This window comes from Stenotrophomonas sp. ZAC14D2_NAIMI4_7 (assembly GCF_003086675.1).
GTDB lineage: Bacteria > Pseudomonadota > Gammaproteobacteria > Xanthomonadales > Xanthomonadaceae > Stenotrophomonas.
In genome coordinates this window covers 2,652,214-2,665,826 of sequence record NZ_CP025995.1, presented here as the reverse complement: position 1 = coordinate 2,665,826, position 13,613 = coordinate 2,652,214, and the positions used below count along the sequence as shown (strand labels likewise).

Below are 13,613 nucleotides of genomic sequence, written 5' to 3'. Positions count from 1 at the left end.
CGGGGAATGGCCCGGCCAACCGACCTGGTAGGTGCCGACCGCAACCCACCTGGTAGGTGCCGACCTTGGTCGGCACGAATGGACCCACGGATGGAACGCCCGGTTTTCACCTACCACCCCAACGTCTACGCGATCGCCTTCGAAGCGGTCGATGGAGTCTGTGACAGCTGCGGCCAGTCGCGCACGCTGCGCTACCGCGGGCCGTTCTACGCCGCCCGGAAACCCGACTACCTGTGTCCGTGGTGCATTGCCGATGGCCGTGCGTCGGCGCGCTTCGAGGGCGAATTCACCGGCTGGACCGACATTGAAGGGGTGTCGCCGGACCCGGCCGACCCGCCGCCGACCATCCCCCGCGAGTATCTGCTGGAGATCTGCGAGCGCACCCCGGGCTACCCGTCCTGGCAGCAGTCGGTCTGGCTGAGTCATTGTGAACGGCCGTGTGCGTTCCTCGGATTCGCCAGCGGCGAAGACCTGCTGCCGATCCTGGACCAGGTCCGGCCGGACGTGGCGGCGGTCAACCCGCGCGACGCCGACGGGGTACTGGAATGCCTGACCCGTGATGGCGAGATGGTCGGTTGCCTGTTCCAGTGCCTGCAGTGCGGCCAGCACCGCCTTCACGTCGATCTGGGCTGACACCGCCGCCGTTCAGGCTTGGTAGGTGCCGACCTTGGTCGGCACGAGATCCAGGCCCGGCCGGGTTGCCCGCCACCCCCATCTGCGCCATAATGCGCGGCTTCCTGCCCTCTGGGCGGGAACCCTTGCCCCACCGCGGTATCCACGGCGGGGGGCTGTCCGGCCGCAAGGCCACATCCGAAAGGTAGAAAAAACATGAGTCGTCATTACGAAATCGTGTTCATGGTCCACCCGGACCAGAGCGAGCAGGTCCCGGCCATGATCGAGCGCTACAAGTCGCTGGTCGAGAACGGCAACGGCACCATCCACCGTCTGGAAGACTGGGGCCGCCGCCAGCTGGCGTACCCGATCCAGAACCTGGTGAAGGCGCACTACGTGCTGCTGAACATCGAAGCCGACCAGGCTGTGCTGAACGAGCTGACCGAAAGCTTCCGCTTCAACGACGCCGTGCTGCGCAACCTGGTCATCAAGCGTGACGAGGCTGACACCGAGCAGTCGCTGATCATGAAGAGCAAGGACGAGAAGGGTGACAAGCCGGAGCGCGGTGAGCGCCGTCGTCGTGACGACGAAGAAGGCGAGTCCACCACCACCGCTGACAACGAAGCCGGCGACGACGCCGCTTCCGCCGCCTAAGGAGCCTTCCCATGTCCAAGTTCTTCCGTCGCCGCAAGTTCTGCAAGTTCACGGCTGAAGGTGTGAAGGAGATCGACTACAAGGATCTCAACACCCTGCGCCAGTACCTGACCGAGAACGGCAAGATCGTGCCGAGCCGCGTCACCGGTACCAAGTCGAAGTACCAGCGTCAGCTGGCGACCGCCGTCAAGCGCGCTCGCTTCCTGGCCCTGATCCCGTACACCGACAACCACGACGTCTGATGCCCGGCGGGGCGGCCCCGTGCCGCCCCGCTGTGCCAGCTATTCGGACAGCCACAGTTGCGGGGCGCTGCCTCGCTAACGAATAACTCATCTGGAGCACTACCATGCAGCTGATCCTCCTGCAGAAGGTCACCAACCTCGGCAACCTGGGTGACCTGGTCACCGTCAAGCCGGGCTACGGCCGTAACTTCCTCGTGCCGCAGGGCAAGGCCGTGCCGGCCACCGAGACCAACAAGGCCGAGTTCGAAGCCAAGCGCGCCGAATACGAAGCCAAGGCACAGTCCATCCACGCCGACGCTGAAGCCCGCAAGGCCAAGCTGGAAGGCGCGAGTGTGACCATCGCCGCCAACGCTTCGACCGAAGGCAAGCTGTACGGCTCGGTCGGCGCCCGCGAAATCGCCGATGCCTTCACCGCTGCCGGCCTGGAGCTGAGCAAGAGCGAAGTCATCCTGGGCGAAGGCGCCTTCCGCAACATCGGTGAGTACGACGTCCTGGTGCACCTGCACGCCGACGTGGAAACCACCGTCAAGGTTGTGGTCGAAGCCGAAAAGGCCTGATTCCGGGCCGAAAGGCCGGGTATCACCGCAGAACGGGCGCCCGCAGGGGTGCCCGTTTTGTTTTGGGCGAACGCCGCCCGCCCTGCGATGTTCCACGCCCCTTGCCGAACATGCCTCGTAGAACCGGGCCACATCGGTATACTCAGGGCGTCACGCCCATGTCATTGTCGGCGATCCCAGCAGGATCAATGACTTGCAGGGCAAGCAGGCCGCCCGCCGGCCCCAGCCCGGAACCCCTATGCGTCTTTCCACGATCAAGCTGTCCGGCTTCAAGTCGTTCGTCGATCCGACCACCCTGCACCTGCCGACCAACATGACCGGCGTGGTGGGCCCCAATGGTTGCGGCAAGTCGAACATCATCGACGCCGTGCGCTGGGTCATGGGTGAGAGCTCGGCCAGCCGTCTGCGCGGCGACTCGCTGACCGACGTGATCTTTTCCGGTTCCAATGCGCGCAAGCCGGTTTCGCAGGCCACCGTCGAACTGATCTTCGACAATTCCGACCATACGATTTCCGGCGAGTACGCCTCGTTCAACGAAATCTCCGTCAAGCGCACGGTCAGCCGCGATGGCACCAGCAACTATTATCTGAACGGCACCAAGTGCCGCCGTCGCGACATTACCGATCTGTTCCTGGGTACCGGCCTGGGCCCGCGCAGCTACTCGATCATCGAGCAGGGCATGATCAGCCAGATCATCGAGGCGCGTCCGGAAGACCTGCGCGTGTACCTGGAAGAGGCCGCCGGCATTTCCAAGTACAAGGAACGCCGCAAGGAAACCGAAACCCGCATCCGCCATACCCGCGAAAACCTGGACCGGCTGGGCGACCTGCGCGATGAGATCGGCAAGCAGCTGGAACACCTGAAGCGCCAGGCCAAGCAGGCCGAGCAGTACCAGGCGCTGCAGGAAGAACGCCGGGTGAAGGATGGGCAGTGGAAGGCGCTGGAGTTCCGCGGCCTGGATGGCCGTCTTTCCAAGCTGCGTGAAGGCCTGTTGCAGGAAGAGACCCGCCTGCAGCAGCTGATTGCCGAGCAGCGGGAAGCCGAAGCCCATATCGAAACCTCGCGCGTGCGCCGCGAAGAGGCGGCCGACGCCCTGAATACCGCACAGGCGGCGGTCTACCAGGTGGGCAGCACGCTGGCCCGGGTGGAGCAGCAGATCCAGCACCAGCGCGAACTGTCGCAGCGCCTGCACAAGGCGCGTGACGAAACCCAGCAGGCGTTGGCCGAGCTGGGCCAGCACATCAGTGGTGACGAGGCGCGCCTGGCCGTGCTGCGCGAGGCCGTCGAAGCCGCGACCCCGCAGCTGGAAGCGCTGCAGGAAGAGAACGAGATCAAACAGGAAAGCCTGCGCGAGGCCGAAGACCGGCTGGCCAGCTGGCAGCAGCGTTGGGAACACCATACCTCGCAGAGTTCGGAAGCCTCGCGCGCCGGCGATGTCGAGCGCACCCGCGTGGACTACCTGGACAAGCAGATCCTGGATGCCGATCGCCGCCGCGAGGCGCTGGCGGCCGAGCGCGCCGGCCTGGATGTCGAGGCTCTGGAAGAGGCGTTCGAGCAGCTTCACCAGCAGCACGACACGCAGAAGACCGCGCTGGACGAGCTGGCCGAAGAAGTCGAGCACCGCAAGGAAGGCGTGGCCGCCGTGCAGGAGCAGCAGCGCGCGGGCCAGAACGAACTGGCTGAGCTGCACAAGCAGGTCAATGGCCTGCGCGGGCGCCTGGCCTCGCTGGAAACCCTGCAGCAGGCCGCACTGGGCCAGGAGCAGGGCGCTGCGGTGGCCTGGTTGCAGTCGCACGGGCTGGATTCGGCGGCGCGTGTCGGCGAGCGTCTGGACGTCGACGCCGGCTGGGAGAATGCCGTTGAAAGTGCGCTGGGCGAACTGATCGAAGGCGTGCTGGTCGATGACCCGTCCGGTCTGGTCGACGCGCTTGGCGAGCTGGGCGAGGGCCGCATTGCACTGGTCGCCAGCGATGACGCCGCGCTGGATGTGGCACCGACCTCGCTGGCGGCGCGCGTGCGTGGCCCGGCGGCGATCCGTCGCTTGCTGGCGCACCTGCACGGTGCCCGCGACCTGGCCGAGGCGAAGACGCTGCAGGCCGGTCTGCCTGAAGGCGATTCGATCATCACCCAGGGCGGCGAGCGCCTGGGCCGGGGCTGGCTGCGCGTGTCGCGCTCCGGTGCCGCGCAGCAGGGTGCCTTGCTGCGCGAACGCGAGATCAATGAGCTGCGCGAACAGATCGAGCAGCTGCAGGACCGCGAAGCCGAACTGGAAGAACAGTTGGCCGGCCTGCGCGAGCAGTTGCTGGCTGCTGAGCAGCAGCGCGAGGATGCGCAGCGCACCTTGTACCAGGCTCATCGCGCGGTGTCCGAACTGGCTGGCCAGTTGCAGGGCCAGCAGGGCAAGGTAGAGGCCGCACGCACCCGCCTCGACCGCATCGAAGGCGAGCTCAAGCAGCTGGCCGAGGCACTGGACGCCAACCAGGAACAGGCGCGTGAAGCCCGTTCGCGGCTGGAAAACGCGGTCAGCAGCATGGGCGACCTGGAGTCGACCCGGCAGGGCCTGGAAGGCGAGCGCCGCCAGCTGACCGAAGCCCGCGACCTGGCCCGTGATGCCGCACGTGCGGTGCGCGAGCGTTCGCATGCGCTGGCACTGACTCTGGAATCGCAGCGTGCGCAGCTGGCGTCGCTGGGCCAGGCGCTGGAGCGCATGAGCACCCAGCGCGGCCAGTTGGATTCGCGCCTGGGCGAACTGCACTTGCAGCTGGACGATGGCGATTCACCGGTGGAATCGCTGCAGGCCGAGCACCAGCGTGCGCTGGAAGAGCGCGTGCGCGCCGATCGTGTGCTGACCGAAGCGCGCACCCTGCTGGACGGCATCGATGCCGATCTGCGCACCTATGAACAGACCCGCCACCAGCGTGACGAGCAGGCATTGGCGCAGCGCGAGCGTATTTCCCAGCGCCGGCTGGACCAGCAGGCGCTGGTGCTGAGCGCCGAAACCCTGCAGGCCGCCGTGGAAAAGGCTGGTTTCGTGATGGCCGAGGTGCTGGAGGCGCTGCCGGACGATGCGCGCCTGGGCGAGTGGGAACAGGCCGTGCACCAGATCGACGCGCGCATGCGCCGGTTGGAGCCGGTGAACCTGGCCGCCATCCATGAGTACGGCGAGGCCTCGCAGCGCTCGGACTACCTGGATGCGCAGCACACCGACCTGACCACCGCGCTGGAAACCCTGGAAGATGCGATCCGCAAGATCGACCGCGAAACCCGCGGGCGCTTCAAGGACACCTTCGACCGGGTCAACGCCGGCGTGCAGGCGCTGTATCCGCGCCTGTTCGGTGGCGGCCATGCCTACCTGGAACTGACCGGCGAAGACCTGCTCGACACCGGCGTGACCATCATGGCGCGCCCGCCGGGCAAGCGCGTGTCCAGCATTTCGCTGCTGTCCGGCGGGGAAAAGGCCATGACCGCGGTGGCCCTGGTGTTTGCCATCTTCCAGCTCAACCCCGCGCCGTTCTGCCTGCTGGACGAAGTGGACGCGCCACTGGACGAGGCCAACGTCGGTCGCCTGGCCAACATGGTCAAGGAAATGAGCGAGAAGGTGCAGTTCCTGTTCGTCAGCCACAACAAGGCGACGATGGAAGCGGCGCACCAGCTTTCCGGCGTGACCATGCGCGAACCGGGCGTCAGCCGCCTGGTCAGCGTGGACCTGGAAGAAGCCGCGCGATTGGCGGGCGCGGCCTGACGTGCCATTCTAGTTACCTGAATGAACTAGCCGGAGAACCCATCGAATGTCCGACACGGCACTGTTGCGCATCGGCATCCTGGCCGCCGGCCTGCTGCTGGTGGCTGCGATCTTCCTGTTTGGTCGCCCCAAGAAGAAGCCGCAGGGGCGCCGCGTGGACGGCCCCGAGCCGATTGCAGGCGAGCGCCGCGAACCGGTACTGGGCGAAGACGGCGTACCGCTGGCCGAGACCCGCAGCGAACCCGGCCTGGGCGAAGAGGGCCAGCAGGCCGAACTGGGCCTGGCCGATGCAGACGGCGCGGCCAACGACCTTGGCAAGCGCGCCACCCAGGATTTCGACAAGATCGTTTCGCTGTTCGTGGCCGCCCGCGCGGGCGAACAGCTGCGCGGCGAAGACATCGTGGTGGCGGCCGAAAAGACCGGCCTGGTATTTGGCCACATGAACGTGTTCCACCGGCTGGTGGAAGGCCACCCCGAACGCGGCCCGATCTTCTCCATGGCCAGCATCATGAAGCCGGGTAGCTTCGACATGGCCAACATCCGCGCCATGGAAACCCCGGCCATCGCCTTCTTCCTGACCCTGCCGGCGCCGCTGACCGCGCTTGATGCCTGGGAAAAGATGCTGCCCACCGTGCAGCGCATGGCCGAACTGCTCGATGGCGTGGTGCTGGATGACAGCCGCAACGCCCTGGGCCGCCAGCGCATCGCCCATATCCGTGACGAACTGCGCGCCTACGACCGTCAGCACCAGGCCCCGCCGCTGACCAAGACCCCGCGCTGGTAAAAGCCCAAAGGTAGAGTCGAGCCATGCTCGACCGCCTTTCTGTAGAGTCGAGCCATGCTCGACTGCCTTTTGTAGAGTCGAGCCATGCTCGACTTGTGGGTTCCCGGGCGCGCCCCAGTCGAGCATGGCTCGACTCTACAAAGTCGTCTACGGCGCCCGATCAAACCACCGGCACCACGCAAACGGATGATCGCCGAGCTGAGCCGCCAGACCGGCGCGGACAGGATTTGCAGCGATGTAGAGTGCTTGGTTCTTCAAGGACTCATCACTCCGCACCGCGTGATCATGGTAGCCGCGCTGCCAGAGTGGCCCGTCGATGCCGATGAGCCGGCTGCAGCGCGATTTCATCATCTGCACCGACGCGGCAAGGGTTCCTGATCGCAGTTGCATCAACCAATGCACGTGATCTGGCATGACCGCCCACGCGAGGTTGAGGCATCGCCCCTCCTGTTGAATCCACTGCAGGCCCGTTACCACGACGGCGGCCCGCTGTGGATCATCAAAGTGCCGATGGCGCTGGTGAGTGACCGTGGTGATCGCGTAGACGTTCTGCAGTTGCGACCGACGGCCTTTCAGGAGACGTGGACTGGGCATGCCTCAGCATTGGCTGGCTGAGGCAGCTTGGGTATCGCTTGAATGCGGCCGGGCGTGTAGGGAAGGCCCCAGTCGAGCATGGCTCGACGCTACAAAGGGCCAGGCCGCGCTCAAGTCGAGCATGGCTCGACTCTACAGAGGGCCGGATCGGCCTCCGCCCGGATGGGGTTACGCCGGTACGCCGGCGACCTTCGCGAACGCCTGGCGGAACGTCGCCATTTCCTCTTCGGTACCGACGGTCACCCGCACGCGTTGCGGCCAGATCGGCCAGCTGCGGCCGATCACCACGCCGTTGTCGGCCATCGCCTTGGCGAACGCGTTGCCGTCGCGCTGCACATCCACCACGAAGCAGTTTGCTTCGGATGGCACGCAGCTGAAGCCGCGCTTGCCCAGCCAGGCGATGGTGGCCTGGCGCACTTTCGCATTCTGCAACCGGCGCTGCGCGATCAACTGCGGGTCCTGCAGGCTGGCCAGCGCTGCCGCCAGCGCCGGCACCTGCAGCGGGTTCTCGCCCAGGCTGGCCAGTTCGCGCAGGCGGTCGGGGTGGGCTGCCGCCACGCCCAGCCGCAGGCCGGCCATGCCGTACAGCTTGGAGAACGTACGCAGCACGATCAGGTCATCGCGCTGGGCGACCCGGCCGATCAGGCTGGGCTGGTCGCTGTACTGCAGGTAGGCCTCGTCCACCAGCACACGGGTGGACGCCGGCTTGTTGGCCAGCAGCGAGGCCAGTTCGGCCGGCAGGCTGATCGAGCCGGTCGGGTTGTTCGGATTGCAGACGTAGATCAGCCCCGTCGGCTGCGAATGCGCGGCCGCCGCCATCGCGCGAAGATCGTGCGCACCGTCATTGCGCAGCGGCACTTTCTGCACGTGGGCGCCGCGCGCTGCAGCCATGTCGCCGAGGGTTTCGAAGGTCGGGTCGGCCACCACCAGTGCCGCCTGTGGGCCGGTCCACAACGTGGCCGCACGGTTCAGGGGCTCGCTGGAGCCGGGGTACAGGCGCACGTGGTCAGCCGGGATGCCGGCCTCGGCGACGAAGGCATCGCGCACCTGTCCAGCCAGGGCGAACTGGTAGCGACCACTGCCGGCGATGCTGTCGCGTGCGGCCTGCTGGGCGGCGGGCGAGGGGCCGTAGGGGCACTCGTTGAAGTTGAGCAGGACCGGGCCGGCGGCGGAGGCCGCGGCGGGCTGCGCCTGGCCGAGGCGGGGCAGGCTGCTGCCAGCGGCGACGAGGCCGACACCGGCCAGTTGCAGGAAGTGGCGGCGGGAGGCGGGCAGGGTCACGGGCAGGATTCCGAAGGGCAACCGCTGCACGCTAACGCTGGTGGGACCGGGCAGCAAGCCGGGGGGCTGTAGAGTGCAGCAGTCGAGCATGGCTCGACTCTACAAAGGCGGCAGTCGAGCATGGCTCGACTCTACAAAGGCGGCAGTCGAGCATGGCTCGACTCTACAAAGCCGGGGTCGGAGCCCCTTCGGGGATCCGACCCCTACCGGGCCTTGCACGCGGGCGCGGTAGAATTCACGGCCATCCCAGAAGTATCGGATCCCGATGAGCTCCAGCCCCGCCGAACGCGCCGAAGACCTTCGCCGGCAGATCGCCCAGGCCAACCGTGCCTATCACGAGCTGGACGCGCCGGAGATCCCCGACGTCGACTACGACCGGCTGGTGCGCGAGCTGGAAGCGCTGGAGCAGGAACACCCGGAACTGGCCCGCGCCGACAGCCCGACCCAGCAGGTGGGCGCGCGTCCGTCCGGGCGCTTCGCCGAGGTGCGCCATGCGGTGCCGATGCTGTCGCTGTCCAATGCCTTCAGCGATGAGGAAGTGGCCGATTTCGTGCGCCGCATCGACGAGCGCCTGGGACGCCGCAGCCTGCAGTTCTCGGCCGAACCGAAGATGGACGGCCTGGCCATCAGCCTGCGCTATGAAGACGGCCAGTTCGTGCTGGGCGCCACCCGCGGCGATGGCAGCACCGGCGAGGACGTAACCGCCAACCTGCGCGAGATCGGCGACATCCCCAAGCGGCTGCACGGCCAGGACTGGCCGGACGTGCTGGAAGTGCGCGGCGAGGTGTACATGGCGCGTGCCGATTTCGAGGCCTACAACGAGCGTGCTCGCCTGCACGGCGGCAAGGTGCTGGCCAACCCGCGCAATGCGGCGGCCGGTTCGCTGCGCCAGCTCGACGCGAAGATCAGTGCGCAGCGTCGGCTCAGCTTCTTTGCCTACGGCACCGGCGAAGTGCAGGGCGGTGAGCTGCCGGACACCCATTCGGGCACGCTGGCGCAGCTGGGTGCGTGGGGCTTCCCGGTCAGCGACCTGTGCCAGGTGGTGGAAGGCAGCGACGGGCTGCTGGGCTATTACCGCATGATCGGTGAGCGCCGTGACGGCCTGCCGTTTGATATCGATGGCGTGGTCTACAAGCTGGACGACCGCGCCGGTCAGCAGGCGATGGGCTTCGTTTCGCGTGCACCGCGCTGGGCCATCGCACACAAATTCCCGGCGCAGGAACAGAGCACCACGGTGGAGGCGATCGAGATCCAGATCGGCCGTACCGGTGCGGCCACGCCGGTCGCGCGGCTGGCGCCAGTGGCGGTGGCCGGGGTGATCGTGTCCAACGCCACCCTGCACAACGCCGACCAGATCGCGCGCCTGGACGTGCGCGTGGGCGACAGCGTGATCGTGCGCCGTGCCGGCGATGTCATTCCCGAAGTGGTCAGCGTCATCCTGGACCGTCGCCCGCAGGGCACTGCGCCCTGGCAGATGCCCACGCACTGCCCGGTGTGCGGTGCGGAGATCGTGCGCGAAGAGGGTGCGGCCGCATGGCGCTGTTCGGGCGAACTGTCCTGCCCGGCGCAGCGCAAGGAAGCCATCGCGCACTTCGCATCGCGCCGCGCGATGGATATCGACGGCCTGGGCGACAAGTACATTGAAACCCTGGTCGACGCCGGCATCGTGAAAAGCGTGGCGGATCTTTACCGTCTCAGCCGCGACACGCTGCTGCACCTGAAGCTGGTACTCGATGCCGAAGATCCTTCGGCCTTGGCCGCGGCACTGAAGCTGCACCTGCCCGCCGAGGGCAGTGGCGCGGTGTTGACGGCCGTGCTGAAGCTGGACGCCGCCGAAGCGGGCTGGCGCGCGCAGGCGCTGGTGCAGCCGGCCAGCTTCGAATGGAACACGAAGAAGATCGCCACCAAGTGGGCCGACAACCTGATCGCGGCCATCGATGCCAGCCGCGACGCCACGCTGGAACGGCTGTTGTTCGCGCTGGGCATCGAGCACGTGGGCGAAAGCACGGCCAAGGCACTGGCGCAGTGGTTCGGTGATCTGGAACTGATCCGCCACCTGCCGTGGCCGCTGTTCAAGCGCGTGCCGGACATCGGCGGTGAAGTCGCGCGCTCGCTGGGGCATTTCTTCGAGCAACCCGGCAACCAGCAGGCCATCGACGATCTGCTGCAGGTCGGACAGGTGCGCATTGCCGATGCCCATCCGCCCAGCGCCAAGCTGCGCGAAGGGCTGGATCTGGCCCAGCTTCTGGTGGAGGCCGAGATTCCCGGCATCACCCGTCTGCGCGCGGAAAAACTGGTGGCGGCGTTGCCATCCGCGCAGGCAGTGCTGGACGCCGAGCACGGCCAGTTCGTCAACGCCGGCCTGCCCGATGACACCGCGCGTGGGTTGGCGCAGTGGCTGGACAGCGACGGCCATGGCGCCATGCTGCTGGCCGCCGAGCGCGCCATGCAGCACATCCTGGCGCACGCACCGGCCTTGGCCGAGGTGGTGGCCGGGCCGCTGGACGGGCAGACCGTGGTGCTGACCGGTACCCTGGCCCAGCTCACCCGCGATGTGGCCAAGGAACGCCTGGAGGCACTGGGCGCCAAGGTGTCGGGCAGCGTCTCGAAGAAGACCAGCTTCCTGGTGGCAGGCACCGAAGCCGGTTCCAAGCTGGACAAGGCGCAGTCGCTGGGCGTGCCGGTGTGGGACGAGGATCGCCTGCTGGCCTATCTGGCCGAACACGAGTGATGAACCCGCCGGGCGCCGCGCGCGCCCGGCCTGAAGCACGAGAGGACTACCGATGCAGATCGCCCCGCTGGATTTCCGCCTGGCCACCCGTGCCGATGAAGAGGCATTGATCGCCTTGATGCGTGACTTCTACGCCGAAGACAAGATCGAATTCGATGATGCCCGCGTTCGCCGCGGGGTCGATGCGCTGCTGGCCGACCCGCGCAATGGCGAGGTGCTGCTGTGGCTGGACGAAGCCGGCGACGTGGTCGGCCATGCCGTGCTGGCGATGGGTTTCAGCCTGGAACAGGGCGGCCATTTCGTGCTGCTGGACGAGCTCTACCTGAGCCATCGCGCACGTGGCCGTGGTCGCGGCAAGCAGGCGCTGGCCATCTGCGAACAGCGTGCACGCGGCCGCGGCGTCACCCGCCTGCGGCTGGAAGTGAACCACCACAACGAACTGGCACGCCGCCTGTACCTAGCCAGCGGCTATATCGATGACACCCGCAGCCTGCTGACCCTGCCGCTGGACCACCCGCGCGCCGAGGGCATCCTGTGAATCCGCAGCTGATGCGCACGCTGCAGCAGCGCGCGGCGTTGAATGCGCTGCTGCGCCGTTTCTTCGCCGAACGCGATGTGATGGAAGTGGAGACGCCGATCCTGTCGGTGGCCGGCAACACCGAGCCGAACATCGACAGCTTCCACACCGATTTCAGTGGCCACGTCGATGCCGGTGGTCGCCGCCGCTGGCTGCGCACCTCGCCCGAGTTTCCGCTGAAGCGTCTGCTGGCGGCCGGCGTGGGCGACTGCTACGAGCTGGGCCGGGTGTTCCGCAACGGCGAAGCGGGCGGCCGCCACAACCCCGAATTCACCATGCTGGAATGGTATCGGGTCGGCTGGGACCACCACCGCTTGATGCACGAAACCGCCGAGCTGGTACGCCAGGCGCTGGCCTTGGTGGGGCGCACCGCAAGCCTGCGCGTGCTCAGCTATCGCGAACTGTTCCAGCAGCATGCCGGGGTGGATCCCTTCGCTGCCGACGAGGCAGCACTGCGCGCGGCGCTGGGCGAGGTGCACATCGACCCGGTCGGGCTGACCCGCGATGACTGGCTGGACCTGCTGATGACCCATCGCATCCAGCCGCACTTCGATGACGCGGTGATGACGGTGGTGCATGACTGGCCTGCCAGCCAGGCGGCGCTGGCCCGCATCCGTGCTGGCAGCCCGCCGCTGGCCGAACGCTTCGAGCTGTACCTGGGCACGGTGGAGCTGGCCAACGGCTACCACGAACTGAACGATGCCGATGAACAGCGCGCGCGCTTCAACAGCGATCTGCAGCGCCGCCACGCGCGTGGGCAGGTGCAGCCGGCGCTGGATGAGGCGCTGCTGGACGCACTGCCGGGCCTGCCCGACTGCGCGGGCGTGGCGGTGGGCGTGGACCGCCTGCTGATGGCGATGAACGGCACGCCGCGCATTGCCGATGTACTGGCCTTCGACTTCGCCCATGCATGAGCGTGGCGTGCGCGCGTTCTTCGCGCCGCCGCTGCAGCGCCTGAACGGATCGAGCACATTCCGCGCTTGATTCAGCAACGGCGATGATGCTCTTATCACGCCTGATGCCAGACACTGGCAGCGTGGTTATCGACTCGGTTGGGGAAAGCTTTGGTCAAGTGGTTGGCGGTCGTAGCGGCACCGGTGTACTCCATGGCGATATGGGGCGCGGTCATGCCGTTGCCGGCGTCGGCGCAGACCGGTTATGACGGCCAGGTCATTACCTGCGAATCGCGCGACATGGGCTGGGTGCACTGCGACCTGGACGTCAGCAATGGCGTGGACCTGGTACGGCAGTTGTCCAGCAACAGTTGCATCCGCGGCAGCGAGTGGGGCACCGACCGCAGCGGCGTGTGGGTCACCCTTGGCTGCCGCGCCGAGTTCCGTGCACGTGTGGCTGCCGGTACCGCGGCCACGACGGCCGGCCCCGAGACCGGCAAACGCCTGGTGCGCCGGGTAGTGCGCTGCGAATCCAGCGGACGGCCGCAGAGCTGCCCGGTGCGGCTGGACGGCGCGCCGGTGCGGCTGCTGCGCCAGTTGTCGGTGCTGCCGTGCCGGGAAGGGCAGGGCTGGGGCTACAAGCGCAATGAAATCTGGACCAGCCGTGGCTGCCAGGGCGATTTCGAGGTGGCCGACGAACAGGGCCGCTTCGTCGATATGCCGCGCCGGCTGACCTGCGAATCCAAATCCAAGCGGCGTCGCTTCTGCGGGGCCAGCATCAGCGCCGGCGCGGTGGTGTCGCGGCAGATTTCCGGCACGGCCTGCGTGGAAGGGCAGACCTGGGGCTGGAACCGCAACGGGATCTGGGTGGACGGCGGCTGCCGGGCCGAATTCTCGGTGAATTGACCGCGCGGCAGGGCCACGGGGCAGGGGCTGGCCCTACAAT

The 13,613-nt window shown here is 67.2% G+C and carries 12 protein-coding genes; 10 read left to right on the top strand and 2 right to left on the bottom strand.

The window, feature by feature from the left end:
• The first annotated feature begins 90 nt into the window (after positions 1–90).
• The 6 genes from C1922_RS12275 to zipA all read left to right on the top strand — a co-directional run bounded on the left by C1922_RS12275 (position 91) and on the right by zipA (position 6,591).
• Positions 91–633: a CbrC family protein gene (locus tag C1922_RS12275; protein WP_108750009.1), complete on the top strand. Its 543-nt coding sequence runs from the start codon at positions 91–93 to the stop codon at positions 631–633.
• A gap of 195 nt (positions 634–828) precedes the next feature.
• Positions 829–1,266: a 30S ribosomal protein S6 gene (gene rpsF, locus C1922_RS12270; RefSeq protein WP_049445625.1), complete on the top strand. Its 438-nt coding sequence runs from the start codon at positions 829–831 to the stop codon at positions 1,264–1,266.
• Between the two features lie 11 nt (positions 1,267–1,277).
• Positions 1,278–1,508 (top strand): 30S ribosomal protein S18, encoded by a 231-nt coding sequence (gene rpsR / locus C1922_RS12265; RefSeq protein WP_002804494.1) that lies wholly within the window; start codon positions 1,278–1,280, stop codon positions 1,506–1,508.
• 104 nt (positions 1,509–1,612) lie between these two features.
• Positions 1,613–2,065 (top strand): 50S ribosomal protein L9, encoded by a 453-nt coding sequence (gene rplI / locus C1922_RS12260; protein WP_108750008.1) that lies wholly within the window; start codon positions 1,613–1,615, stop codon positions 2,063–2,065.
• A 238-nt stretch (positions 2,066–2,303) separates the two neighbouring features.
• Positions 2,304–5,807 carry a chromosome segregation protein SMC gene (gene smc, locus C1922_RS12255; RefSeq protein WP_108750007.1) on the top strand — a complete coding sequence of 1,168 codons (3,504 nt, stop codon included), beginning with the start codon at positions 2,304–2,306 and terminating at the stop codon, positions 5,805–5,807.
• A gap of 46 nt (positions 5,808–5,853) precedes the next feature.
• The gene (zipA, locus tag C1922_RS12250; protein ID WP_108750006.1) at positions 5,854–6,591 is read left to right on the top strand and encodes a cell division protein ZipA; all 738 of its coding nucleotides are present in this window, start codon (positions 5,854–5,856) and stop codon (positions 6,589–6,591) included.
• A 147-nt stretch (positions 6,592–6,738) separates the two neighbouring features.
• On the opposite strand, the gene C1922_RS12245 is transcribed toward zipA, so the two are convergent.
• Positions 6,739–7,185 carry a transposase gene (locus C1922_RS12245; protein ID WP_108750005.1) on the bottom strand — a complete coding sequence of 149 codons (447 nt, stop codon included), beginning with the start codon at positions 7,183–7,185 and terminating at the stop codon, positions 6,739–6,741.
• A 168-nt stretch (positions 7,186–7,353) separates the two neighbouring features.
• Complete coding sequence (locus C1922_RS12240; RefSeq protein ID WP_108751584.1) at positions 7,354–8,466, bottom strand: pyridoxal phosphate-dependent aminotransferase; 1,113 nt, start codon at positions 8,464–8,466, stop codon at positions 7,354–7,356.
• A 265-nt stretch (positions 8,467–8,731) separates the two neighbouring features.
• Between C1922_RS12240 and ligA the strand changes: the two genes are divergently transcribed.
• The 4 genes from ligA to C1922_RS12220 all read left to right on the top strand — a co-directional run bounded on the left by ligA (position 8,732) and on the right by C1922_RS12220 (position 13,573).
• Positions 8,732–11,197, top strand: coding sequence for an NAD-dependent DNA ligase LigA (ligA, locus tag C1922_RS12235; RefSeq protein ID WP_108750004.1), 2,466 nt, complete (start codon positions 8,732–8,734; stop codon positions 11,195–11,197).
• 52 nt (positions 11,198–11,249) lie between these two features.
• Entirely contained in the window at positions 11,250–11,735 is a 486-nt protein-coding gene (locus C1922_RS12230; protein ID WP_108750003.1) for a GNAT family N-acetyltransferase, read from the top strand.
• The gene (gene epmA, locus C1922_RS12225; RefSeq protein ID WP_108750002.1) at positions 11,732–12,688 is read left to right on the top strand and encodes an EF-P lysine aminoacylase EpmA; all 957 of its coding nucleotides are present in this window, start codon (positions 11,732–11,734) and stop codon (positions 12,686–12,688) included. Before C1922_RS12230 ends, epmA begins: the two co-directional genes overlap by 4 nt.
• 150 nt (positions 12,689–12,838) lie before the next feature.
• Positions 12,839–13,573: a DUF3011 domain-containing protein gene (locus tag C1922_RS12220; RefSeq protein WP_108750001.1), complete on the top strand. Its 735-nt coding sequence runs from the start codon at positions 12,839–12,841 to the stop codon at positions 13,571–13,573.
• The last annotated feature ends 40 nt before the right edge of the window (positions 13,574–13,613 follow it).

Bases quoted from the DNA above. Each gene is read 5' to 3' on its own strand.
- rplI (WP_108750008.1), top strand. From the start codon at position 1,613: ATGCAGCTGATCCTCCTGCAGAAGGTCACCAACCTCGGCAACCTGGGT.
- C1922_RS12230 (WP_108750003.1), top strand. From the start codon at position 11,250: ATGCAGATCGCCCCGCTGGATTTCCGCCTGGCCACCCGTGCCGATGAA.
- rpsR (WP_002804494.1), top strand. From the start codon at position 1,278: ATGTCCAAGTTCTTCCGTCGCCGCAAGTTCTGCAAGTTCACGGCTGAA.
- smc (WP_108750007.1), top strand. From the start codon at position 2,304: ATGCGTCTTTCCACGATCAAGCTGTCCGGCTTCAAGTCGTTCGTCGAT.
- C1922_RS12245 (WP_108750005.1), bottom strand. From the start codon at position 7,185: ATGCCCAGTCCACGTCTCCTGAAAGGCCGTCGGTCGCAACTGCAGAAC.
- rpsF (WP_049445625.1), top strand. From the start codon at position 829: ATGAGTCGTCATTACGAAATCGTGTTCATGGTCCACCCGGACCAGAGC.
- ligA (WP_108750004.1), top strand. From the start codon at position 8,732: ATGAGCTCCAGCCCCGCCGAACGCGCCGAAGACCTTCGCCGGCAGATC.
- zipA (WP_108750006.1), top strand. From the start codon at position 5,854: ATGTCCGACACGGCACTGTTGCGCATCGGCATCCTGGCCGCCGGCCTG.
- C1922_RS12275 (WP_108750009.1), top strand. From the start codon at position 91: ATGGAACGCCCGGTTTTCACCTACCACCCCAACGTCTACGCGATCGCC.